24 protein-coding genes are annotated in these 22,949 nt (G+C 67.9%); 14 read left to right on the top strand and 10 right to left on the bottom strand.

All coding sequences use genetic code 11. The annotated features are described in order from the left end of the window. The first annotated feature begins 128 nt into the window (after nt 1–128). The 7 genes from AC1RRV_RS18925 to AC1RRV_RS18895 all read left to right on the top strand — a co-directional run bounded on the left by AC1RRV_RS18925 (nt 129) and on the right by AC1RRV_RS18895 (nt 7,632). Nucleotides 129–1,508 carry a peptidylprolyl isomerase gene (locus tag AC1RRV_RS18925; protein ID WP_492861197.1) on the top strand — a complete coding sequence of 460 codons (1,380 nt, stop codon included), beginning with the start codon at nt 129–131 and terminating at the stop codon, nt 1,506–1,508. Beyond that, nucleotides 1,505–2,506, top strand: coding sequence for a 4-hydroxythreonine-4-phosphate dehydrogenase PdxA (gene pdxA / locus AC1RRV_RS18920; protein WP_492861196.1), 1,002 nt, complete (start codon nt 1,505–1,507; stop codon nt 2,504–2,506). Before AC1RRV_RS18925 ends, pdxA begins: the two co-directional genes overlap by 4 nt. 11 nt (nt 2,507–2,517) lie before the next feature. Continuing rightward, nucleotides 2,518–3,336 (top strand): 16S rRNA (adenine(1518)-N(6)/adenine(1519)-N(6))-dimethyltransferase RsmA, encoded by an 819-nt coding sequence (gene rsmA / locus AC1RRV_RS18915; RefSeq protein ID WP_492861195.1) that lies wholly within the window; start codon nt 2,518–2,520, stop codon nt 3,334–3,336. An 80-nt stretch (nt 3,337–3,416) separates the two neighbouring features. After that, nucleotides 3,417–5,072 (top strand): sensor histidine kinase, encoded by a 1,656-nt coding sequence (locus tag AC1RRV_RS18910; RefSeq protein ID WP_492861194.1) that lies wholly within the window; start codon nt 3,417–3,419, stop codon nt 5,070–5,072. Nucleotides 5,073–5,123: 51 nt separating this feature from the next. Next, nucleotides 5,124–5,243, top strand: coding sequence for a hypothetical protein (locus AC1RRV_RS18905; protein ID WP_492861193.1), 120 nt, complete (start codon nt 5,124–5,126; stop codon nt 5,241–5,243). Between the two features lie 154 nt (nt 5,244–5,397). Next, nucleotides 5,398–7,080, top strand: coding sequence for a sensor histidine kinase (locus AC1RRV_RS18900; protein ID WP_492861192.1), 1,683 nt, complete (start codon nt 5,398–5,400; stop codon nt 7,078–7,080). Nucleotides 7,081–7,374: 294 nt separating this feature from the next. Further along, complete coding sequence (locus tag AC1RRV_RS18895) at nt 7,375–7,632, top strand: GlsB/YeaQ/YmgE family stress response membrane protein (RefSeq protein ID WP_492861191.1); 258 nt, start codon at nt 7,375–7,377, stop codon at nt 7,630–7,632. 42 nt (nt 7,633–7,674) lie between these two features. Here the strand turns inward: AC1RRV_RS18895 and gmk are convergent, their stop codons facing one another. From gmk to AC1RRV_RS18850, 9 genes are all read right to left on the bottom strand, one after another. Next, nucleotides 7,675–8,316 carry a guanylate kinase gene (gene gmk / locus AC1RRV_RS18890; RefSeq protein WP_492861190.1) on the bottom strand — a complete coding sequence of 214 codons (642 nt, stop codon included), beginning with the start codon at nt 8,314–8,316 and terminating at the stop codon, nt 7,675–7,677. Next, nucleotides 8,309–9,190, bottom strand: coding sequence for a YicC/YloC family endoribonuclease (locus AC1RRV_RS18885; protein WP_492861189.1), 882 nt, complete (start codon nt 9,188–9,190; stop codon nt 8,309–8,311). The genes gmk and AC1RRV_RS18885 overlap by 8 nt, the downstream gene beginning before the upstream one ends. A 3-nt stretch (nt 9,191–9,193) precedes the next feature. Continuing rightward, the gene (gene mltG / locus AC1RRV_RS18880) at nt 9,194–10,288 is read right to left on the bottom strand and encodes an endolytic transglycosylase MltG (RefSeq protein WP_492861188.1); all 1,095 of its coding nucleotides are present in this window, start codon (nt 10,286–10,288) and stop codon (nt 9,194–9,196) included. After that, nucleotides 10,285–11,565, bottom strand: coding sequence for a beta-ketoacyl-ACP synthase II (fabF, locus tag AC1RRV_RS18875; protein ID WP_492861187.1), 1,281 nt, complete (start codon nt 11,563–11,565; stop codon nt 10,285–10,287). The genes mltG and fabF overlap by 4 nt, the downstream gene beginning before the upstream one ends. Nucleotides 11,566–11,730: 165 nt before the next feature. Beyond that, nucleotides 11,731–11,967 carry an acyl carrier protein gene (locus AC1RRV_RS18870; RefSeq protein WP_004615098.1) on the bottom strand — a complete coding sequence of 79 codons (237 nt, stop codon included), beginning with the start codon at nt 11,965–11,967 and terminating at the stop codon, nt 11,731–11,733. Nucleotides 11,968–12,127: 160 nt separating this feature from the next. Then, entirely contained in the window at nt 12,128–13,036 is a 909-nt protein-coding gene (locus AC1RRV_RS18865; RefSeq protein WP_492861186.1) for a class I SAM-dependent methyltransferase, read from the bottom strand. A 21-nt stretch (nt 13,037–13,057) separates the two neighbouring features. Next, complete coding sequence (gene fabG, locus AC1RRV_RS18860) at nt 13,058–13,798, bottom strand: 3-oxoacyl-[acyl-carrier-protein] reductase (RefSeq protein ID WP_492861185.1); 741 nt, start codon at nt 13,796–13,798, stop codon at nt 13,058–13,060. Nucleotides 13,799–13,816: 18 nt separating this feature from the next. After that, nucleotides 13,817–14,761 (bottom strand): ACP S-malonyltransferase, encoded by a 945-nt coding sequence (gene fabD / locus AC1RRV_RS18855; RefSeq protein ID WP_492861184.1) that lies wholly within the window; start codon nt 14,759–14,761, stop codon nt 13,817–13,819. Nucleotides 14,762–14,843: 82 nt separating this feature from the next. Continuing rightward, a complete protein-coding gene (locus AC1RRV_RS18850; protein ID WP_492861183.1) occupies nt 14,844–15,323 on the bottom strand; it encodes a group II truncated hemoglobin in 480 nt (159 codons plus the stop codon). Nucleotides 15,324–15,439: 116 nt separating this feature from the next. On the opposite strand from AC1RRV_RS18850, the gene AC1RRV_RS18845 reads away from it, so the two are divergent. The 3 genes from AC1RRV_RS18845 (at nt 15,440) to AC1RRV_RS18835 (ending at nt 18,058) form a co-directional block, all read left to right on the top strand. Then, the gene (locus AC1RRV_RS18845) at nt 15,440–16,003 is read left to right on the top strand and encodes a peroxiredoxin (RefSeq protein ID WP_492861182.1); all 564 of its coding nucleotides are present in this window, start codon (nt 15,440–15,442) and stop codon (nt 16,001–16,003) included. 68 nt (nt 16,004–16,071) lie between these two features. Continuing rightward, on the top strand, nt 16,072–17,175 hold the full coding sequence (locus AC1RRV_RS18840) for a helix-turn-helix domain-containing protein (RefSeq protein ID WP_492861181.1): 1,104 nt from the start codon (nt 16,072–16,074) through the stop codon (nt 17,173–17,175). A gap of 73 nt (nt 17,176–17,248) precedes the next feature. Beyond that, the gene (locus tag AC1RRV_RS18835; protein ID WP_492861180.1) at nt 17,249–18,058 is read left to right on the top strand and encodes a sterol desaturase family protein; all 810 of its coding nucleotides are present in this window, start codon (nt 17,249–17,251) and stop codon (nt 18,056–18,058) included. Here the strand turns inward: AC1RRV_RS18835 and AC1RRV_RS18830 are convergent. Next, nucleotides 18,033–18,695: a hypothetical protein gene (locus AC1RRV_RS18830; protein ID WP_492861179.1), complete on the bottom strand. Its 663-nt coding sequence runs from the start codon at nt 18,693–18,695 to the stop codon at nt 18,033–18,035. The genes AC1RRV_RS18835 and AC1RRV_RS18830 overlap by 26 nt on opposite strands. A 268-nt stretch (nt 18,696–18,963) precedes the next feature. On the opposite strand from AC1RRV_RS18830, the gene rpsF reads away from it, so the two are divergent. The 4 genes from rpsF to AC1RRV_RS18810 all read left to right on the top strand — a co-directional run bounded on the left by rpsF (nt 18,964) and on the right by AC1RRV_RS18810 (nt 22,865). Beyond that, on the top strand, nt 18,964–19,344 hold the full coding sequence (gene rpsF / locus AC1RRV_RS18825; RefSeq protein ID WP_492861178.1) for a 30S ribosomal protein S6: 381 nt from the start codon (nt 18,964–18,966) through the stop codon (nt 19,342–19,344). Nucleotides 19,345–19,358: 14 nt separating this feature from the next. Continuing rightward, the gene (gene rpsR / locus AC1RRV_RS18820) at nt 19,359–19,637 is read left to right on the top strand and encodes a 30S ribosomal protein S18 (protein ID WP_004615089.1); all 279 of its coding nucleotides are present in this window, start codon (nt 19,359–19,361) and stop codon (nt 19,635–19,637) included. 13 nt (nt 19,638–19,650) lie between these two features. Further along, nucleotides 19,651–20,235: a 50S ribosomal protein L9 gene (rplI, locus tag AC1RRV_RS18815; protein WP_492861177.1), complete on the top strand. Its 585-nt coding sequence runs from the start codon at nt 19,651–19,653 to the stop codon at nt 20,233–20,235. 200 nt (nt 20,236–20,435) lie between these two features. Further along, entirely contained in the window at nt 20,436–22,865 is a 2,430-nt protein-coding gene (locus AC1RRV_RS18810) for a TonB-dependent receptor plug domain-containing protein (RefSeq protein WP_492861176.1), read from the top strand. The last annotated feature ends 84 nt before the right edge of the window (nt 22,866–22,949 follow it).

Genomic DNA, 22,949 nt, shown 5'->3' with positions numbered 1-22,949 from the left:
AGACAGGCGCGCCTCGGGGGCGACAGCCGACAGGAAGACGCCGCACAGGCGTTCGCCGCCTCCGAAAACATGATAACCGACCGCGCTCCCCGAGGGGGGTGGCTGGGCCTAGAGGAACGACACTATCCATGCGGTCTGCGCGTAGCGTGACGACTTTCGCGGCCGGCGCCGCGTCCATTCTCGCCCTGACCGTGGCGAGCCTCGGCCTGCCCGTTCTGGCTCAGGGACAGGCGGCCGCTCAGGCCGCCCCTCCCCCGCCAGAGGTCCAGGCTCCCGCCGCCGCGCCGCAAGCCGCGCCTCAGGCGCCGCAGCCGCTTTCCGAAAGCGTCGCCGCGGTCGTCAATGACGACGTGATCTCGAGCTATGACCTGATGCAGCGCATGCGCCTGCTGATGGCCACCTCGGGCATGCAGCCGACCCAGGAAAACCTGCCTCAGATCGAGCAGGAAGCCCTGCGCTCGCTGATCGACGAACGCCTGCAGATGCAGGAGCTCAAGCGCGTCGAGAAGCAGCAGAAGATCACGATCATCTCGACCGACAAGGAAGTCGACGAGCAGGTCGCCGACATCGCCCAGTCCAACAAGATGAGCGCCGAGCAGCTGAACCAGTCGCTGGTCGCCCAAGGCATCGGCCTGGACACCTGGCGCGCCCAGTTGCGCGCCGAGAGCAGCTGGCAGTCGTGGATCCAGGGCCGCTATGGTTCGCGCCTGCGGATCGGCGAGGACCAGATCAAGGCCTATCAGCGCCGCCTGGCCGAGTCGGCCGCCAAGCCGCAGTACCAGATCAGCGAAGTGTTCCTCGACGCCAACCGCGTCGGCGGCATGGAGGTCGCCGCCGGCGGCGCCAACCAGCTGATCACCCAGATGCAGCAGGGCGCGCCGTTCGCGGCCGTCGCCCGCCAGTTCTCCGGCTCGGCCACCGCGGCCAACGGCGGCGACGTGGGCTGGGTCAGCCAGGGCGAGATGCCGGCCGAGGTCGACGCCGCGCTCGAACAGCTGCGCCCCGGCCAGCTGTCGCGTCCGATCCAGGTCAAGGACGGCGTCTACATCATCTATCTGCGCGACAAGCGCGCCGGCTCCAAGACGGCCATCGTCGATCTCAAGCAAGTCGCCGCGCCCCTGGCCGCCGACGCCACCCAGGCCCAGATCGACGCGGCCGTCAAACTGCTGACCGACCTGAAGCCCAAGATCACCAGCTGCGAGACGCTGGAAGCCGCCGCCGGCAAGGTGGACGGTCTGGTGGCCGGCGACCTCGGCGAGGCCGAGATCACCGACCTGGCCCCCGCCTTCCAGGACGCGGCCAATAAGCTGGATGTCGGCCAGATCTCGGACCCGATCCGCACCGACGCCGGCATGCACCTGATCGCCGTCTGCGGTAAGCGCCAGGGTGGCGTCAACGCGCCGAACCACGACCAGATCGAGAACCGCCTGCGCGGCCAGCAACTGGCGCTGATCGCCAAGCGCTACCTGCGCGACCTGCGCAACCAGGCCACCATCGAGACCCGGTGACGGCCCGCCCTCTCGCCCTGAGCGCCGGCGATCCGGCCGGCGTCGGCGCGGAGATCATCGCCAAGGCCTGGCGCGCCCTGCGCCAGGACGGTCCGCCCTTCGTCGTGGTCGGCGATGCTCAGCTGCTGGCCTCGGCCGGCGGCGAGATCAAGGTCCGCGCCGTCACGGGACCCGACGAGGCCATGGGCGTCTTCGCCGACGCCCTGCCGGTCATCGACATTCCCCTGCTCTCGCCGGTCGTCTCCGGCCGGCCCTCGCCGACCTATGCGCCCCAGGTGATCCGCTGGATCGAGACCGGCGTCGGCCTGGCCCTGTCGGGCGCGGTCTCGGGCCTGGTCACGGCCCCGATCGCCAAGGCACCGCTCTACGAGGCCGGCTTCAAGTTTCCGGGCCATACCGAGTTCCTGGCCGAGCTGACCGCCGCCGAGCGCTTCGAGGGCGCGCGTGGACCGGTGATGATGCTGGCCGCCAGCGACCTTCGCGCCACCCTGGTGACGATCCACACCGCGATCGCCAAGGTCCCGGGCGCCCTGACCATCGAGGCCATCGTCAACAGCGGCCTGGTCACCGCCCAGGCCTTGCGCCGCGACTTCGGGATCAACATGCCGCGCCTGGCCGTCGCCGCCCTCAATCCCCACGCCGGCGAAGGCGGGGCGCTGGGCCGCGAGGAGATCGAGATCATCGGTCCGGCCGTCCGAGCCCTGCAGGACCTGGGCGTCGACGCCTTCGGTCCGGCTCCGGCCGACACTCTGTTCCATCCGGAAGCCCGCGTTCGCTACGACGGGGTGCTCTGCATGTACCACGACCAGGCGCTGATCCCGGTCAAGATGCTCGACTTCTGGGGCGGGGTGAACATCACCCTGGGCCTGCCGATCGTGCGCACCTCGCCCGACCATGGTACGGGCTTCGACATCGCTGGACGCGGCCTGGCCCGTCCCGATAGCCTGATCGCCGCGATCCAGCTGGCGGCCGACATCGCCGCCCGCCGCGGCGCCTGAGAGAATTTGAAATGAGCCTGGCCGACCTGCCGCCCCTGCGCGAGGCCCTGGAGCGCCACGACCTGTTGGCGCGCAAGAGCTTTGGCCAGCACTTCCTGCTGGACCTCAACATCACCCGTAAGATCGCCCGCCTGGCCCAGATCGGCGAAGGCGACACCGTGGTCGAGGTCGGTCCCGGCCCGGGCGGCCTGACCCGGGCCCTGCTGGAAACCGGCGCCCGCGTCGTGGCGATCGAGAAGGACAGCCGCTTCCTGCCTCTGCTGTCGGAACTGGCCGAGGTCGCGGACGGACGCCTGGAGCTGGTCGAGGGCGACGCCCTCAGGGTCGACGCCGCCAAGGCCGCCGGCGCTCCGGCCCACGTGGTCGCCAACCTCCCCTACAATGTCGGCACCCAGCTCCTGATCAACTGGCTGACCGGTCCGTTCCGCCCACTGTCGATGACCCTGATGTTCCAGAAGGAAGTCGCCGACCGCATCGTCGCCCAGACCGACGACGACGCCTACGGACGCCTGGCCGTCATCTCCCAGACCCTGTGCGAGGCCAAGACGATCATGGATCTGCCGGCCAAGGCCTTCACCCCGCCGCCCAAGGTGGCCTCGGCGGTCGTGCGCCTGGTCCCCAAGGCCGATCCGCCACCAGCCGATGTCATAGCCGCCCTGGAACGCGTCACCGCCGCCGCGTTCGGCCAGCGCCGCAAGATGCTGCGCTCCAGCCTCAAAGGCCTGGGCGGGACGGACCTGTGCGAGGCCGCCGGGGTCAATCCGGACGCCCGCGCGGAGGTCATAGACCTGGCCGGCTTCCTGGCGCTGGCGCGAGCGACTCCGGTCTAGTCGATACAATCTGAAGGCCGCCCCCGGTTGACCCTAGGGCGATGACCGCCCAGCTTGCCCCACGGGGGAGTCGATTCATCGTGAACAGCAAAAACGGAGCCACGGCTCCGTCCACCGTAGCGCGACGTCTGTTGCTGATGGCCCTGACGCTCGCCGCGCCGGCCATCCTGCTGATGGCTGCCTTGGTGGCTTTGCAGTTCAACGAGAGCCGCCAGCGCTTCAACACCCAGCTGCTCGCGACCGCCCACGCCCTGTCCCTGGCCACCGAGCGCCAGATCGGCCAGGGGCAGAGCATTCTGCAGGCTCTGTCGGTGTCCCCCGCCCTGGCCGACGGCGACCTGAAGACCTTCGAAAAGCAGGCGCGCGAGACGATCCGCGGCCGCGACGCCTGGCTCGTGCTGCTGAACAGGGAGGGCCAGCGGGTCAACACCCTGCTGCCTCCGGGCGATATCCCGCCCGCCACGCCGATCGGCCTCGGACCCTGGGCCCAGTTGCAGCGCGGCGAGACCATCATCTCCAACCTGGGTCCAGGCTCGGCCGCGCGCGGTCCCGTGGTGTCGATCACCGTCCCTGTTCGCGTGGACGGCCGCCTCTTCGGCCTGGCCTATGTCCAGCGCCCCACGGCGTTCCGGGCGCTGATCGCCGCGCAACGGTTCCCGCCGGGCTGGAACGCCACGATCGTCGATCGCAACGCCTCCGTCATCGCTCGCTCGCGCAATCACGAGAAGTTCGTCGGCCGCAAGGTCAACCAGGCGATCCGGGAGGCCATGGTCCATGCCAACGAGGGCGTGGTGCCGAGCGAGACCCTGGACCGCGTCAAGACCTACGCCGCCTTCAGCCGCTCAAATATCTCGAACTGGACCTTCATCATCGGCGTGCCGCGCGAGGAGGTCTATCGGATCCTGCTGGGGTCGTTCGGCCCGGCCCTGGCGGGTTCGATCGCGCTGATCGTGCTCAGCATCCTGGCGGCGTCCGCCTTCGCCCGACCGATCTCGGACGATGTCCGCCGCCTGGTGGACGAGGCCGAGACCCTGGCCAGCGGCGTCCCGCTGGAACCGGCCCCTTCGCAGCTGCAGGAAATCGCCGAGGTGCGCGGTTCGCTGCGGGCCGCCGCCAGTGTGCTGCGCCGTCGCCAACTTGAAGCCAGCGAGGCGCGCGAGCGCCAGCAACTGATGATCCACGAGCTGAACCACCGGGTGAAGAACACCCTGGCCATCGTCCAGTCCCTGGCCCGCAACAGCTTGCGCGAGGGCGGCCCGGTGGGCCTCGAGAAGTTCAACGAGCGGATCTTCGCCCTGTCGCGCGCCCACAACCTGCTGACCCGGCGCAGCTGGGAACGCGCGGATCTGGGTGAGTTGCTGACCGAATGCCTCGAACCCTATGCCCGCCAGGTGACACTGGACGGCTCCGCCGCGCCGCTGTCGCCCAACAGCGCCGTGGCCTTGGCCATGACCTTCCATGAACTGGCCACCAACGCCGCCAAGTACGGCGCCTTGAGCGTCGAGTCCGGGCGCGTCACGGTGATCTGGCGGCCTCGCGGCGCGAGCGGCCTCGTCATCACCTGGCGCGAGGCCGGCGGTCCGGTGGTCGTTCCTCCCACCCGGAACGGCTTCGGTTCACGGCTCATCACGGCCAGCCTGCGCGGCGACCTGGCTGGCGAAACCCGGTTCGACTACGCGCGGGAAGGCCTCACCTGCGTGCTGACCATCTACGGCAAGACCAAGCCTTCAGCCTAGGTTCATCCACGACGCCCTTTCCTGCCCGGAACACGCGCCGGGAGAGCCGTCATGACCATCCGCCTGATCCTGATCTGCACGATGCTGTCCTTGGCCGCCCTGGCGATCCTGGTGGATGGCGGCCGTCCCGCCGCCGCCTCGGCGCGGCCCGTGCTACAGGCGACCAGCTAGTCGAAGGCCGTGAGGATCGGGCAAGGCCCGGCCTGATCGAGAACCTGATGATGGTGGCCATGGCGATCTGGATGGTTGTGTCGTCCCGCCATTGAGCCGGGAAAGGGCCGCCGGCTATTGACGATGCTGCCGGCGCCCTCCAGCTTGCCGGGGAATGAGCGGGGCGAACGTGAACACCAACAGTCCGGTGAAGGCGCCCTCGACGGTGGCGCGACGGCTGCTGTTCATGGCCCTCACCCTGGCCGCGCCGGCCATTCTGCTGATGGGCGCCCTCGTGGCCATGCAGTACGGCGAGGGCCAGCGACGCTTCGCCACCCAGCTGATCGCCATGACCCGCGCCCTGTCCCTGGCCACCGATCGCCAGCTGGGCTTGGGCCAAAGCGTCCTGCAGGGCCTGGCGGTCTCCCCCGCCCTGGCGGACGGCGACCTCGCGACCTTTGAAAAGCAGGCGCGGGACGCGATGAAGGGCCGCGACGCCTGGATCGTGCTGCTGGACAACAAGGGTCAGCGGCTCAACACCCTGCTGCCGCTTGGCGCCCCGCCCCCCGCAACACCAATGTCCGAAGAACGCTGGCGCTCGCTCCAGAGAGGGGTCATCAGCGTCTCCAACCTGATCGAGGGTGTCGCGGCGCAAGGCCCGGTGGTGGCCATCAACATCCCGGTGCTGGTCGAGGGTCGGCTTTACGCCCTGGCCTATGTGCAGCATCCGGCGTCGTTCAGCGGCCTGATGAGCGCCCAGGATTTCCCTTCGACCTGGACCGCCGCCATCGTCGACCGCAACGCCGCCCTGGTCGCCCGCTCACGCGACCAGGAAAAGATGGTGGGTCGCCACGCCAGTCCGGACATGCAAAGCGCCATGGCCCGCGCCAATGAAGGCGTGGTCCGCACCCGGACCCTGGACGGCGTCCCGACCCTGTCGGCCTTCAGCCGCTCGCCGACCTACGGCTGGACCTTCATCGTCGGCGTGCCGCGCGAGGAGTTGAACCGGGCTGTCCTGGGCTCGCTAGGCCCGGCCCTGGCCGGGGCGGTGTTGATGATCGCCCTCGGCGTGCTGGCGGCCTTCGCCTTCGCCCGCCCGATCTCGCGCGATGTTCGCGGGCTGGTGGCCGAGGCCGAGGCCCTGGCGGCGGGCGCGGTGCTGCACCCAGCCCCGTCGCATCTTCAGGAGATCGCCGAGGTGCGAGGTTCGCTGCAGGCGGCCGATGGCGTGCTGCGCGAACGCGAGGGCGAGGCCCGCAAGGCGGCCGACCGCCAGCAGCTGATGATCAACGAGCTGAACCACCGGGTGAAGAACACCCTGGTCGTGGTCCAGTCCCTGGCGCGCCACAGCCTGCGCGAGGGCGGCGAGGCGGGCCTTACCCAGTTCAACGACCGCCTCTATGCCCTAGCCAGCGCCCACGACCTCCTGACCCGCCGCAACTGGGAAGGCGCGGATCTGGGCGAGCTGCTGGCGGAGGCCCTGCGCCCCTACGCCAATCAGCTCTCACTGGACGGTCCGGCCGTGCCGCTGGCCCCGAACGCGGCCGTCGCCCTGGCCATGATCTTCCATGAGCTGGCCACCAACGCCTCCAAATACGGCGCCCTGTCGACCGAGGCCGGCCGCGTCGTGGTGAGCTGGAGCATCGACAGCCGCACACGACTGACCATCACCTGGCGCGAACGCGGCGGCCCCAAGGTCAAGCCGCCTCAGCGCGGCGGTTTCGGCTCGCGCCTGATCGCGGCCAGCCTGAAGGGCGACCTGGCCGGCTCCGCGGACTTCGACTACGCGCCCGAGGGCCTGACCTGCTTCCTGACCATCCTCGCTCCGCCCGCGGCCGCCACGCGCTTGAGCAGCTAACGACCGATCGTCGCAGCGCCTCCTTGTCGCCTTGGCTTGGCCACGGGGCGTCTGCAATAGCTGATCGCAGTTCGCCATGGGTCGGTCGTAGGGATATCGCGATGAGCTTGTCGTTTCTGATCGGAGCCGTTCTGGGTTCCGGCTTTTTCATCGCGCTGGGCCGCGCCCCGGCCGAGAAGCTGATCGCCTATGTGCAGGACCGCGTGAAGCGTTAAGCCTTCCGGGAACTAACGGCGCCGTTGGGCTCTTGATTGGGCAGGGTCGCACAGGGCGACCGCTCAGGGAGTCCCTACGATGTCCATTCTCGCCTGGCTTCTTCTAGGCCTGATCGCCGGCTTCATCGCCAGCAAGCTCGTCAACCGTTCCGGCAGCGGCGTGCTGCTCGACATCGTGCTCGGCATCGTCGGCGCGTTCGTCGGCGGCTGGCTGTTCAACCAGTTCGGCAACAGCGGCGTGTCGGGGTTCAACCTCTACAGCCTGCTGGTGGCCACGATCGGCGCCGTCGTGATCTTGGCGCTGTACCACCTGATCTTCGCCCGTCGCGCGCTTTAAGGCGCCGGGCTCTGCGGCGGGCCTCTGGCCCGCCGTTAGATCCTAGATCTCTTCCTTCAGGAGATCGCCCACCAGCCCGCCGATCCACGGGTTACGCGCCCGCTTCAGACGCTCGGCGTGATAGATGTGGGCCAGGTCCGAATAGGCCTTGTCGAAATCCTCATTCAGAATGACGTAGTCGAAGCGCTCCCAGTCGGCGACCTCGTCCTTGGCGCGCGAGAGACGGCGGTGGATGACTTCCTCGCTGTCCTGGCTGCGGGCGTGCAGACGACGGCTCATCTCGGCCAGCGACGGCGGCAGGATGTAGACCAGAACGCTGTCCTGCTGGGCCTGGGCATGGACCTTCATCGCGCCCTGGAAATCGATGTCGAACAGAGCGCTCTCGCCCCGTTCCAAGGCCGCCATGATGGGCGGCTTGGGGCTGCCGTAGAAGTTTCCGTAGACCTCGGCCCACTCCAGGAAAGCGTCTTCCTCGATCATCGCCTGGAACTTGTCGCGGGTGACGAAGTGGTAGTCGCGACCGTCGTGCTCGCCCGGGCGCGGGTCCCGGGTCGTGGCGCTGATCGACAGGTGCAGGTCGTTGTGGTCCGCCACCAGACGACGGGTCAGCGACGTCTTGCCGACGCCCGAGGGCGCGACGACCATCAACAGCAGGCCGCGCGTGGGATGATGGGGCTTATTCAACGTTCTGGACCTGCTCGCGGAACTGCTCGATCACGGCCTTGAGCTCCAGACCGATCGCGGTCAGGGCGGTCAGGGCCGACTTCGAACAGAGGGTATTGGATTCTCGCATGAATTCCTGGGAGAGGAAGTCGAGTCTGCGGCCCGACGCCCCTTCGCCCGACAGCAAGCCTCGCGCGGCCACGATATGGCTGGCCAGGCGGTCCAGTTCCTCGCGCACGTCGGCCTTGACGGCCTGGGCGGCGGCTTCCTGGACGATGCGTTCCTCGCTGGCGGCCTCGCCGACCAGTTCGGCCATCCGGCGGGCGAAGCGTTCCTTCAGCACGGCCGGCTGACCGGCGGCCTCGCGCTCGGCCTGGGCGGTGAGCGCCTCGATGCGGTCGATCAGGCCGTTCAGCACCGGATCCAGCGCCGCGCCCTCCTCCAGCCGCGCCGACTTCAGACCGTCCAGGGCCTGGGTGATCGACGCCGCCATGGCCGCCTCGACGGCGGCGCGCGTTTCGGCGTCGTCCTCGTCCTCACGGGCCTCGATGACGCCCTTGAGCGCCAGCAGACCGTCCAGGGTGGGCTTGGCGACCATGCCGGTGGCGACATAAGGCCCGCCGGCGGTCAGATAGCGCTCCAACGTCGCGATATTGACCTGGGTCTCGCCCGTGGTCTCGGCGCGCTTGGCCTGGACGCCGACCGTCAGCTGGCCGCGCTGGAAGCGGGCTTGTGAGCCGTCGCGCGCGGCGCGCTCAAGGCTCTCGAAGCCGGGCGGGCCACGGAAACGCGTCTCGAGGTTGCGGCCGTTGACGCTGCGCGCCTCGACCGCCCAGGTCCAGGCGCCGTGCGCGCCTTCAGCCCGAGCGAAACCCGTCATCCCCGAGAGCGCCATCGTCTAGTTCCCCGCCGGCTTGGCCGGCGCGACCGGAGCCTCGGCCGCCCGCTCGCGCTCGATCTGCCGCCACTTGAGGACGTTGGCGTTGTGGGCTTCCAGGGTCGAGGCGAAGACGTGACCGCCCGTGCCGTCGGCGACGAAGTAGAGGTCCTCGGTCTTGGGCGGGTTCAGCACCGCCGCCAGGGCCGCGCGGCCCGGATTGGCGATCGGCGTCGGCGGCAGGCCCTCGATCAGATAGGTGTTGTACGGCGTCGGGCGCTGCAGCTCGGACAGGCGGATGCCCCGTCCCAGCGGCCGGCCGCGCGAGATGCCGTAGATGATCGTCGGATCCGAGCCCAGGCGCATGCCCGTGCGCAGACGATTGACGAACACCGACGCCACACGCGGACGCTCGGACGCCAGACCCGTTTCCTTCTCGACGATCGAGGCCAGGGTGACGGCCTCTTCCTTGGTCTGGAACGGCAGGCCCTCTTGGCGGTTGGCCCACAGCTGCTCCAGCAACTCGTCGCGATCGTTCATCATGCGCTGCAGGACAGCCGCGCGGTCCTCGCCGCGCTGGACCTCGTAGGTCTCGGGCAGGATCGCGCCTTCCGGCGGCGTCGCGGCGCTGCCGACCAGCACGTCGGAGGCGTTGAGGATGTCCATGACCATGTCCGAGGTCCGCCCCTCGGGGATGGTGATCCAGTGGCGGACGATGCGGCCGTGGCGGATGGCGTCCAGCACCTGGGCCATCGAGGCGCGGCGGGCGAACTCGTACTCGCCGGCCTTCAGCGTCCGGGCCGCGCCGGTGACCTTGGCGGCGGTCATGAAGATCGACGACGAGCGGATCACGCCGCCGCGTTCGAGGGTCGAGGCGATCTCGGGCAGGCTGGCGCCTTTCCGCAGCACGACGGTGGTCTTGTCGCCGCCGTTCGCCGCGGGACCCGGGCCGTTATAGACCCAGGCCGCCCCGATCAGCGCCACCACGCCGACGAGGACGAGGGTGACGAAGGCGCCGAACAGGCCGCGGCCCAGGCGACGCCCCGCCGAAGCGGTTTCCCGGCGGGAAGGCTTGGCGCGCGGCGCGCGGCGCGGAGGCGACGGCTTGTTGCTCACGTGACCTTCTTGAACACGACCGTGGCGTTGGTGCCGCCGAAGCCGAAGCTGTTGGACACGGCCACGTCGATCTTCATCGGCACGGCCTTGTTCGGCGCCAGGTTCATGGCGACGTGGACGTCGGGATTGTCGAGATTGATGGTCGGCGGGGCGATCTGGTCGCGGATCGCCAGGATCGAGAAGATCCCCTCGATCGCGCCGGCGGCGCCCAGCAGGTGGCCGGTCATCGACTTGGTCGAGGACATGACGACGTTCTTGGCGTGGTCGCCCAGGAAGCGCTCGACCGCGCCCGCTTCCAGGCCGTCGGCCATGGTCGAGGTGCCGTGGGCGTTGACGTAGTCGATGTCCGAGGGCTTCAGGCCCGCGTCCTTTACCGCCGCCGACAGGGCCCGGAAGCCGCCTTCGCCGTCTTCCGACGGGGCGGTGATGTGGTGGGCGTCGCCCGAAAGGCCATAGCCGACCACTTCGGCGTAGATCTTGGCCCCGCGCGCCTTGGCGTGCTCGTACTCTTCCAGCACGAGGGCGCCGGCGCCCTCGCCCATGACGAAGCCGTCGCGGTCCTTGTCGTAGGGGCGCGAAGCCTTCTCGGGCGTGTCATTCCAGTCGGTGGACACGGCGCGGCAGGCGATGAAGCCGGCGATGCCGACCTTGCAGATCGCCGCCTCGGCCCCGCCGGCGACCATCACGTCGGCGTCGCCGTACTTGATCAGGCGTGCGGCGTCGCCGATGGCGTGAGCGCCGGTGGCGCAGGCCGTCACCACCGCGTGGTTCGGACCCTTGAAGCCGTATTTGATCGAGACCTGGCCCGAGATCAGGTTGATCAGGGCCGAGGAGATGAAGAACGGGCTGACCCGGCGCGGGCCCTTGGCCTCAAGCTCGAGCGCGGTGTCGGCGATCGTCGACAGGCCGCCGATGCCCGAACCCAGGATGACGCCGGTGCGCCACTTGTCCTCGTCGGTTTCGGGAACCCAGCCCGAGTCCTTGATGGCCTCGTCGGCCGCGGCGATGCCGTACAGGATGAAGTCGTCCACGCGCTTCTGGTCGCGCGGGCTCATGGTCTGGTCGGGATCGAACGAGCCTTCCACGTCCGGACCGCCACCGCCGCGTCCGTCGACGCGCGGCACTTCGCAGGCCACCTGGCAGGCGTAGTCCGTGGGATCGAAGCCCGTGATCCGGTTCGCGCCGGACTTGCCGGCCAGAATGTTCTTCCAGGTGACGTCAACGCCCTGGCCCAGAGGGGTCAGCAGGCCCAGCCCGGTGACAACGACTCTACGCATGGATCACTCCCAAACCTTCGATGCGAAACGCGGATCTGGGGAGTCCCCCAAGGCCGCGCCACTCGCGAATCTTGGCCTCAAACGAAAACCGCCGCGCGCACGATGGCAAGAGCCCGTGCGACGCGGCGGAAATGGTCAGGTTCGCGTGTGCGAACTCGACGCCTTTTAGGCGGTCTTTTCCGTGATGAACTTCACGGCGTCGCCAACCGTCTGGATGTGCTCGGCGGCGTCGTCCGGGATTTCGATGTCGAACTCTTCTTCGAACGCCATCACCAGCTCAACGTTGTCGAGGCTGTCGGCGCCCAGGTCATCGATGAAGGAAGCCTTCTCGGTGACCTTCTCGGGATCGGCATCCAGGTGTTCGATGACGATCTTACGCACGCGCTCGAGAATGTCGGACATTCTGTTCAGTCCCTCTTGATCAAATTCTGCAGCCGCGGCCCCTTCTCAGGAAGATCACCACGGCTAGTCGGCCACCGCCTATCACGTTCTTTTTCGGGTGACCAGCGGCGCCGATCTCCGGCGGACGCTCGTATCCCGGCGCATTCAGCGGGCGGCGATTTCAAACACGCTGAAACACGTAGTTGATGTATTGGCCATCCCGTTCGCTATCAACAACCTTAAATCCGGTTCGTTCCGCCAGCACGAAGGGCGACCTGCCCAACAGAAAGACGGAATGAAAACGCGTAAAGGCGAAACAGTAATCGTAGCAAGGCGAAGCGTGCGCCATCTTGCCGTCGGGGCGCAGCAGTTCATGGAAGACGCGGAACTGTGCAATGGGGTCTCGGAAATGCTCGATGACGTTGTTCGAGAACAGGCCGTCGAACCCGCCGGTGACGCCGTCCCAGGTCGGCACGCCGAAATCAGCTGAGCCGGCGGCGTTGGGCTCGTGGGCGACAACGTCCCAGCCTTCGGCTTTCAAGGTGGCCAGGGTGCGATTCCAACCACCGCCCGCGCCCCAGTCCAGATATCGACCACCCGGCCGCGCTTCCAGGGAGCGGAAGGCGCGTAGTTCGTTCTCGGTCGAGTCGCCTTCGGAATAGCGGGAATAGAGCACCTGGTAGTCGCGCCCGACGAAGGCTTCGTCGAGGTCCAGGTATTTCTGCGGTCCGAACACGCAGTCGCAGTCCGGACACGCGTAGCGCTCCAGCCGCCCGCCGCCGAAATAGCAGCGGTCCTCGCGAATCTCGAACCCGTCGCGGCCGGCCGTGTGGCCACACACCACGCAGGTCAGGGGGCGATGCGGCAGGATCGACGCATAGGCGACGTCCAGGGCGTTCCAGAAGGCTTCGGTAAAATAGCGCTCGGTCATCTCGACCTGCGCCTCAAGCTTCTGCAGCCGCGCCTTCAAGGCCTCGGCTTCAAGCTTGGCCGGATCGTCCGTGAAAGATCGCGGTTCGCGGGGCGAGGTCGATCGCCCGAACCAGGATACTCCAGACGGCATGGCGCGCCTCCCGGTGAGACGCGCCACGCTATCAGGACGGCCTCAACTTCAGATCATGGCCATGCCGCCATTGACGTGCAAGGTCTGACCCGTGACGTAACCGCCCTGGTCGCTGGCCAGGTAGACGCAGGCTGCGGCGATGTCGGAGCCCTCACCCAGCTTGCCGGCGGGGATGGTCGACAGGATGCCGGCCTTCTGCTGCTCGTTCAGGGCGTCGGTCATCGGGCTGGCGATAAAGCCGGGGGCCACGCAGTTCACCGTCACGCCACGGCTGGCCAGCTCCTGGGCCAGGGCCTTGGAGAAGCCGATCATGCCGGCCTTGGAGGCGGCGTAGTTGGTCTGGCCAGGGTTGCCGGTGACGCCGACGATCGACGTGATGCCGATGATGCGACCGGCGCGGCGCTTCATCATGCCCTTCGCGGCGGCGCGCGACAGGCGGAAATAGCCTTCCAGGTTCACCTTGATGACGGTGTCCCAGTCCTCGTCCTTCATGCGGACGATCAGGCCGTCACGGGTGATGCCGGCGTTGGCGACCACGATGTCCAGCGGCGCGCCGGCGGCTTCCTCGGCCTTGGCGACCAGGCCGTCGACGGCCTCGGCGTCCGACAGGTTGGCCACGACGGTCGAGACGCGCTCGCCCAGCTCGGCCTTCAGCTCGGCCAGGGCGGCTTCGCGGGTGCCCGAGAGAACGACGTGGGCGCCTTGGGCGTGAAACGCGCGGGCGATGGCGCCGCCGATGCCGCCGGTGGCGCCGGTGACGAGAGCGGTCTTGCCGGTCAGATCAAACATGGTCGGCTTTCCTTGGAATTAGAGCGATTGGGCGAACGCTTCGAGGTCCGCCGGGGTGTTGAGCGGGGTCGCCTCGGCGTCCGGAGCGATGCGCTTGGCCATGCCCGACAGCACCTTGCCGGCGCCGGCCTCGGCGAAACGCGTGACGCCACCGTCCGCCGCCAGCCAGGTCATGCTCTCGCGCCAGCGGACGCGGCCGGTGACCTGCTCGACCAGTAGCTTGCGGATGACGTCCGGATCGTGGACCGGCGCGGCGGTGACATTGGCGACCAGCGGCGCGCGGGGGGCGATGATGGTGGTCTTTGAGAGGGCCTCGGCCATCTCGTCGGCGGCCGGCTGCATCAGCGGGCAGTGGAACGGGGCCGAGACGTTCAGCGGAATGGCCCGCGCGCCCAGTTCCTTGGCCTTCTCGATGGCCTTGTCGACGGCGGCCTTGGATCCGGAGATCACGACATTGCCGTTGTTGTTGTCGTTGGCCACCACGCAGACGCCCACTTCCGAGCCGGCGGCGGCGGCGGCTTCAGCCAGGGCCAGGTCGGTCTTGGGGCCGATCAGCGAGGCCATCGCGCCCTCGCCCACCGGCACGGCGCGCTGCATGGCCTGGCCACGCAGCTTCAAGAGACGGGCGGTGTCGGCCAGGGTGATGGCGCCGGCGGCGGCCAGGGCCGAGTACTCACCGAGCGAGTGGCCGGCCACGAAGGCGGCGCGATCGATCCCGATCCCGAATTCCTTCTCGAGAACCCGGGTCACGGCCAGGCTGACGGCCATCAGAGCCGGCTGGGCGTTCTCGGTCAGGGTCAGGTCGCCTTCGGGACCTTCCTTCATCAGCGCGAACAGCTTCTGGCCCAGGGCGTCGTCGACTTCCTGGAAGACCTCGCGGGCGGCCGCGAAGGCCTCGGCGAGATCGACGCCCATGCCGACCGACTGGCTGCCCTGGCCGGGGAAAATGAAGGCGATGCTCATGGAAGCCCGCTCCGTCCTTTAAAGATTCAAGGGGCGGAGGGTTAGGCCAAAGGCCGCCGGGCGGCAAGTCGGCGGTGTCTGGTTACCCCAGCCAGGGGCCGCCGGGCGGGCCCCAACCCCAGACCGGCATGGGCGGTTCGCCCTCCGGCTCGGCGACGCCGGCGGCGGAATTGATCACCGCCAGCCGCGTCCCCCATTCGAGATACCCCACGAAGGCGGCGCGAAACTCGGGATCGTCGGGCAGGCCCACCTCGTCGGCGGTTTCCAGCATCAAGGCCACCCAGGCCCGGCGCTGTTCCTGGGTCAGATGCCGGCCCATGTGCTTGCGGATCATCGCGGCATGGCCGCCGCCGGCCTCGGTATAGGCCTTGGGGCCGCCGAACACCTCACCCACGAAGGCCGCGACATGGGCGGCGTGCTTAGGGTCCATGTGGGCGAAGACCGGAGCCAGGGTCGGGTCGGTCGGAACCTTGGCGTAGAAGGTCTCGAACAAGGTCTTGAACTTCGCCGGACCTCCGGCCCATTCGGCCAGCGTCGGAACCTCGGTCTCGCCCAGCGCCATGTCGTTCTCCCTCCGAACCGCAAAGGCAGGTAGCGATGCAGGTAGCGGTTTGGAAGATGGGAGAATGAGGTTATCCAAGACGTGACCGTAAACATCCTCCCCCCAGGAGCCTTCCGATGTCTCGTCTGCTCGCCGGTATCGCCGCCGCCGCCCTCGCGCTGGCCGCCACCTCCCCCGCCCTCGCCGCCCTGAAGGTCGGCGACAAGGCCCCGGACTTCAGCGCCAAGGCCGCCCTGGCCGGCAAGGACTTCGACTTCAAGCTCGCCAAGGCGCTGAAGAAGGGCCCGGTGGTCCTGTACTTCTTCCCCGCCGCCTATACGGCCGGCTGCACGGCCGAGGCCCACGAGTTCGCCGAGGCCACCCCCGAGTTTGAAAAGCTGGGCGCCACGGTGATCGGCGTCACGGCCGGCAATGTCGACCGCATCAAGGACTTCTCCAAGGAACACTGCCGCGACAAGTTCGCGGTGGCCGCCGCCGACGCCGCCCTGATCAAGACCTATGACGTGGTGCTGTCGCAGAAGCCCGAGTGGTCGAACCGCACCTCGTACGTGATCGCTCCGGACGGCAAGATCCTGCTGGCCTACACCGACGGCAACTTCGCCGGCCACGTCACTCAGACGATGGACACGGTGAAGATGTACTCGGCCAAGACCGGCAAGACCGGCTCCGCGAAGAAGTAGCCAGCCTTTTCGGATTTCAGCCAGCCGCGTGGCTTGAGGGTCGCGCGCGCTGGGGGAGATGATCGGTCATGACCGATCCAGCCTCTATCGAGATCGCGGCGCGCGGCGTCGCCATCGGCGCCTTCGCCGCCACCAGCATGGCCCTGGCGGCCAGCCGCCGCCTGACGCCCACCCGCTGGACAGGCGTAGCCCTCTTCGTCTGCGCGATCGCCCACGCGATCGACAGCGCCTCCGGTGGCGCGCATCCCAGCAACGTGCTCTGGGCCCTCTCGGTCACCGCGACCGGCGCCCTTTGGTTGTTCTGCTCGGTGTTATTCGAGGACGAGCCGGTCATTCCGCCTTGGCGCTACGCCATCCCGGCCGCCGGCCTGGCCTTCTGGGCGCTCGGCGCGGCCCTGCCCTATTCGCCGCTGCGGATCCTGGTCTGGCAGGCCTACGCCGTCTTCTCCCTCGCCCTTGTCGCGCACATCCTGCTGATCGCCTGGCGCGGCTGGCGCAGCGACCTCGTCGATCAACGCCGTCGTCTTCGCGCGCCCCTGGCGGCGGCGGCGGCCGGCTACACCTTCATTCAGACGCTCTGCAACATCGGCATTGGCGATCGCCCGCCCCTGCCCTCGCTGGTCCAGGCCGTGGTCATGGCGGCGCTGGCCCTAGGCGGCGCTCTGGCCCTGCTGCGCGTCGAGCCCCTGCTGGTCGAGGCCGCGCCGGTCGCCGGCGAGCAGCCAGTCCGCCCGTCGACACTCCCCCTCGACCTCACCCCCGCCGACCGCCTGGTTCTCGCCCGGCTGGACAAGGCCATGAATGAGAACGAAGTCTGGCGCGGCGAGGACCTCTCCATCGGGACCCTGGCCGCCCTGGTCGGCGCGCCCGAGCATCGGCTGCGCAAGCTGATCAACGGCACGCTGGGCCACCGCAACTTCGCCGACTACGTCAACGGTCGCCGCATCGAAGCCGCCAAGGTCGCGCTTTCCGATCCCGAACAGGCGCTGAAGTCGGTCTCGACCATCGCCTACGATCTGGGCTTCGCATCCCTGGGCCCGTTCAACCGCGCCTTCCGCGCCGCCACCGGCGTCACCCCGACCGCCTGGCGCCAGGAGGTCACGCCGGTCCTCCCGCATCTGCGGCTGGTCGAAACCGGCGAAGGCGCGCCGAAAGCCGGCAAAAGCGCCTGATTTCGAGATCGGCGCGACAGACGTCGGTCGCGCCGCTTCCTTGGCGAGGTCTCTCAACGTCCAGGAGCCTTGCATGCTCGACGCCGTCCTCCCCTTCGCCCAGAACTGGCTGAAAGCCACCCAGGTCGATGTCACCCGCTATGTGATCTTCTCGGTCGGCGTCTGGCTGACGCTTTGGGTCGTGCTGGCCGCGCCGCTGGCCGGTCGCAGAATCCGCGACACTCGCCCGGTCGCCCGCCAGCTGCTGATCGAGTTCGCCACCTCGATCCGCTCGATCATGATCTTCTCGACCGTGGGCCTGCTGACCTTCGCCTTGTTCCGCGCCGGCTGGCTGCCGGGACCGTACATCGCGAGGGGCTGGGGTCCGATCTGGTTCTGGACGAGCCTCGTCCTGATGATCGTGGCGCACGACGCCTGGTTCTACTGGACCCATCGGTTGATCCACGACCGGCGGCTGTTCCGGACCTTCCACCGGCGGCATCACCGGTCGAACAATCCCTCGCCGTTCACCGCCTACAGCTTCGATCTGGGCGAGGCGGCGATCAACGCGGCGTTCGTGCCGCTTTGGATGCTGCTGGTTCCGACCCAGTGGCCGGTCGCGGGCCTGTTCATGCTGCATCAGATCGTCCGCAACACGATCGGCCATTCCGGCTACGAGCTGTTTCCCGCTCGCAAGGACGGCCGCCCCCTGCTGCCCTGGATCACGACCGTGACCCACCACGACCTGCACCACGCCCAGGCGGGCTGGAACTACGGCCTGTATTTCACCTGGTGGGACAAGCTGATGGGCACCGAGCACCCGGACTATCTGAAGCGCTTCGCCGCCGTCACGGCGCGAAAGGGCAAATCACTGGAGGCTACCAGCTCGCCTTCACCAGCTTGACCATGGCGCGGGCGTCCTGCAGCCGCCATTGCTCGCGGTCGTTGTTGACGCCCCGCAGGCTGACAGTGAACTCGGCGGGGATGTCGAACGGTCGCGTGAAGGAGAGGTCGATCCCCTCTTCTCCCGTCGAGCCGCCGCCCAGGGCGATCGAACCGATCGGCTTGCCTTCCAGGATCAACGACGAGCGGAGGTTGGCGCGCGCCACCGGGATCTTTCCCGGCACGGCGATCGCCTGGCTGGCGTCCATGTCCATCGAGACGCGGACATAGTTGGCGCGCGGCACGAGGCCAAAGCCGAACATCTTCGACATCGACGAACGCAGCCTGGCCTCGTTCTCGTTCCACGAGGCGCCGACGGCAAGGGCGCGTTCGCCGATCCGGCTGTCGTCGGGCTTCTGGGTCAGGTTGAGGTCGAGATCGTAGGTCGGGTTTTCCAACGTCCCGGCGGTCTTGACCGTCAGGGCGACCTTTTCGCTGTCGGTGGACAGGTCCAGCGGCAGGGCCGCCGAATAGCCGGCGAAACGGCCGTCCTTGGCCGCGACCGACATGGCGGGCTTCTGGATGATCTCGGCATGCGCGACGCCGCCGACGGCGGCGGCCGTCGCGATCACGATCACAAGACGAGCGCGGATCCCCATGCTCGCCTGCTAGCATACTTGACCGTGGCGGCAAAAGCCCCGCGCTCGCCATTTGTCGGACCAGATCGCGGCGCCCATTTCGGCGGCAAAGCCCCGCGCGACTTGCCTTGCGACCCCTTCTCCTGTAGTAGCGCGCGTTCTCACGGAAGGCGGTCTTGCACGCACCCATCCGGGAACGGGGTTTTCCCCGCTCGGCATGCAGGATCCATCGTGGTCGGCGAACTTCCGTCGCCGTCCCCGCCGCTTTCCACAACGGAAGAAGGAAAACATGGCGTTCTACGAACACGTGGTCATCGCGCGGCAGGATATCTCGCCGCAACAGGCCGAAGCTCTGAACGAGCAACTGAAAGCCCTCATCGAAGAGAATGGCGGTCACATCGCCAAGATCGAGTACTGGGGCCTTCGCAACCTCACCTACCGCATCAAGAAGAACCGCAAGGGTCACTACTCCCTGCTCGCGATCGACGCCCCGGCGCCGGCCGTGAAGGAAATGGAGCGCCAGCTGCTCATCAACGAAGATGTGCTGCGCTTCATGACCATCCGCGTGGAAGAGCTGGACCTGGAACTGTCGCCGGTTCTCGCCCGTCGTGACCGTGGCGATCGCCCGGAACGTCCGCGCGAAGACTTCGCGCCCCAGGCTCAAGCGTAAGGGAGAGATAGATCATGACCGATACGACTGCTCCCGAAGCCGGCGCTCCGGCCGCCGCCGCTGGCGGCGCTCGCCGCCCGTTCTTCCGTCGCCGCAAGGTTTGCCCGTTCTCGGGCGCCAACGCGCCGAAGATCGACTACAAGGACGTGAAGCTGCTGCAGCGTTACGTTTCCGAGCGCGGCAAGATCGTCCCGTCGCGCATCACCGCGGTGTCGGCCAAGAAGCAACGCGAACTGGCCAAGGCCATCAAGCGCGCCCGCTTCCTGGCTCTGCTCCCCTACGTCGTGAAGTAAGGGAGACACCACGATGAAAGTCATTCTGCTCGAACGCGTTGAAGGCACCGGCGTCCTCGGCGACGTGGTCACCGTGAAGGACGGCTTCGCCCGTAACTTCCTGCTGCCGCGCCACAAGGCTCTCCGCGCCACCAAGGCCAACGAAGCTACCTTCGAAGCGCAACGCGCCGAGATCGAAGCTCGCAACGTCCGCAACCGCGAAGCCGCCGGCAAGAACGGTGAATCGCTGGACGGCACCCAGTACGTGATGATCCGTCAGGCTGGCGAAAGCGGCCAACTGTACGGTTCGGTCGCGGGCCGCGACGTCGCCGACGCCATCAAGGCTGAAGGCGGCAAGGTCGACCGCTCGATGATCGTGCTGGACAAGCCGATCAAGACGCTGGGCGTCCACGAAGTGAAGGTGAAGCTGCACGCTGAAGTGACCATCACGGTCACGCTCAACATCGCGCGCAGCGCCGACGAAGCCGAGCGCCAGGCGCGCGGCGAAAACGTGATCAACTCGCAATTCGAGGAAGATCGCGCGGCCGAAGCCGAAGCCGCCCAAGACATGGCGGAAGGCGGCGCCGGCTCGTTCGAAGGCGACCACTACGAAGCCTAATCCCTTTCGGGATCGGAGCTTTTGCCAAGAGAACGGCGCGGAGCGATCCGCGCCGTTTTTCTTTGTTTCGTTTCAGAAACGATCGCCTTGTCGGCGCCCCCGGGCGCGCCCATGTTATCCCCCAAGAGGCGAAAACGCCTCGCGTTCGGGGGGACCGGTCGGCAGGAGCGGCCCCTCGCCATAAAAGAGGGGAATACCGCATGAACTTGCGTCATCTGCTGCTGACGGCCGTCTCGGCCGCCGCATGCGCCGGAACCGCCCACGCCCAGACCGCCGCCCCCGCCGATGATCAGACCTCGGTCGAGCAGGTCATCGTCACCGGCACCCGCACGCCCGGCCGAACCCGGCTGGACACCATCGCCCCCGTCGACGTCATCAGCAACCAGGCCCTGGCCCGCCAAGGCAGCGGCGCCGAACTGGCCCAGGCCCTGGCGAACCTGACCCCGGCCATCGACTTCCCGCGCCCGGCCATCACCGACGGCACCGACCACGTCCGTCCGGCCACCCTGCGCGGTCTAGCCCCCGACCAGACCCTGGTGCTGATCAACGGCATGCGCGGTCACGTCGGCGCTCTGGTCAACATCAACGGCTCGATCGGCCGGGGTTCGACCGCCTTCGACCTGAACTCGATCCCCACCGTGGCCGTCGAGCGGGTGGAAGTCCTGCGTGACGGCGCCTCGGCCCAGTACGGCGCCGACGCCATCGCCGGCGTCATCAACCTGCGCCTGCGCGAGGCCCGTAGCGGCGGCGGCGCCACCCTCAACTGGGGCAACTACAACACCACGGTCGAGACGGCGCGCGGCGAGCGCAAGGCTCACGACGGGATGACGCTGTCGGTCTCCGGCTGGCAGGGCCTGCCGCTGGGCGCCGACGGCTTCCTGACCGTCACCGGCGAATATGTGATCCGCCACCCGACCAACCGCTCGGACTATGTCGACCCCGCCGCCGCGCCCGCCTACGGCCGGCCGATCGTGCTGGGTCGCTACGGCGATCCGAAGCTGGAAAGCAAGGCGATCTACCTGAACGCCGGCCTGCCGGTCGGTGAAAACTGGTCGATGTACGGCTATGGTGGCTATCAGCATCGCGACACCGAGGCCGCCGCCACCGCGCGGACCTACAACAACGCCAACAACGTCCCGGCCGTCTATCCGGGCGGCTTCCTGCCGATCATCGCCACCAAGATCGACGACTACAATGTCGCCGGCGGGTTCAAGGGCGATTTGGGCGGCTTCAAGACCGACCTGGGCGTCACCTACGGCAAGAACTCGCTCGACTACACGATCAAGAACTCGATCAACTCGACCTATGGCGCGGCCTCGCCGACCACCTTCGACGCCGGCGGGCTCGACTACGACCAGTTGCTGGTCAATCTGAACATGACCAAGCCGTTCGAGTTCGGCCTGATCGAGCCGGTCAATGTCGCGTTCGGCCTGGAATACCGCCAGGAGACGTTCCAGGTGCACCAGGGCGAGCCGGCCTCCTACACCAAGGGCCCGCTGGCCGGCGCTCCGGTGTCGCAAGGCTTCGGCGGCTTCCGCCCCACCAACGAGGTCGACGTCAGCCGTCACAACATCTCGGCCTATCTCGACCTGGAAGGGAAGCTGACCGAGAAGCTGTCGTTCGACGTCGCCGGCCGTTACGAGGACTATTCGGACTTCGGTTCGAAGGTCACCGGCAAGCTCTCGGCGCGCTATGACATCGACGAGGCGCTGGCCATCCGCGCGGCCGTCTCCAGCGGCGTGAAGTCGCCGGCTCTGCAGCAGCAGTACTTCAGCTACACGGCCACCAACAACGTCGCCACGCCGACCGGCTCGATCCTGGTCGAGTCCGGCACCTTCACCGTCAACAGCCCCATCGCCGTGGCCCTGGGCGCCAAGCCGCTGAAGCCCGAGCAGTCGATGAACTACTCGGCCGGCATCGTCTTCCGCACCGGGCCGTTCGAACTGACCGTCGACGCCTACCAGATCGACATCGACGACCGCATCGTGCTGTCGGAGAACCTGCCCAACCCGTCGACCCCGGCGGCGACGGCGGCGGTGATCAACGCCCTGCTCGCCCCCTATGGCGTCAGCGCGGCGCGCTTCTTCCTGAACGGCGTGGAGACCCAGACGCGCGGCGTCGACATCGTCGGTCGCTATCGCCTCGACACCGCCGAGAGCGGGCGCTTCGACTTCACCGCGGCCGCCAACTTCAACGCCACCGAGGTCAAGAAGACGCCCGGCCTGCCGACCATCACCTCGGTCTCGCAACCGCCGTTCCTGTTCGACCGCGGCAATGTGAAGACCTACGAGTTGGGCACGCCCAACCAGAAGTTCGTGCTGAACACCGACTGGTCGCTCGGCGACTGGGGCGCGACGCTGAAGGGCACCTTCTATGACAGCGTCCTGGTGCCCAACAACAACCCGACCCTGGACTACAACACCGGCAACACCTGGATCGTCGACCTGGAAGGCCGCTACAAGCTCGGCCCGGCGGGCCTGGCGCTGGGCGTCAACAACCTGTTCGACCAGTATCCGAACAAGACCCCGGCCCTGATCAACTCGCCCAGCGGGTCGATCGGCTTCCCAAGCTACTCGCCGTTCGGCTTCAACGGGCGCTTCCTGTACGCCCGCGTCAGCATCGGCTGGTAGGGCTTAAAGCCACTAAAGTTTGGGGCGCGGAGAGCGATCTTCGCGCCCCTTTCCTTCCCACCGCACGTCAGAAGCGGACGCCCC

This window comes from Caulobacter sp. GW821-FHT11E10, assembly GCF_058808375.1.
The sequence above is the reverse complement of the archived record's forward strand: the minus strand, read 5'-3'. Positions and strand labels throughout refer to the sequence as shown.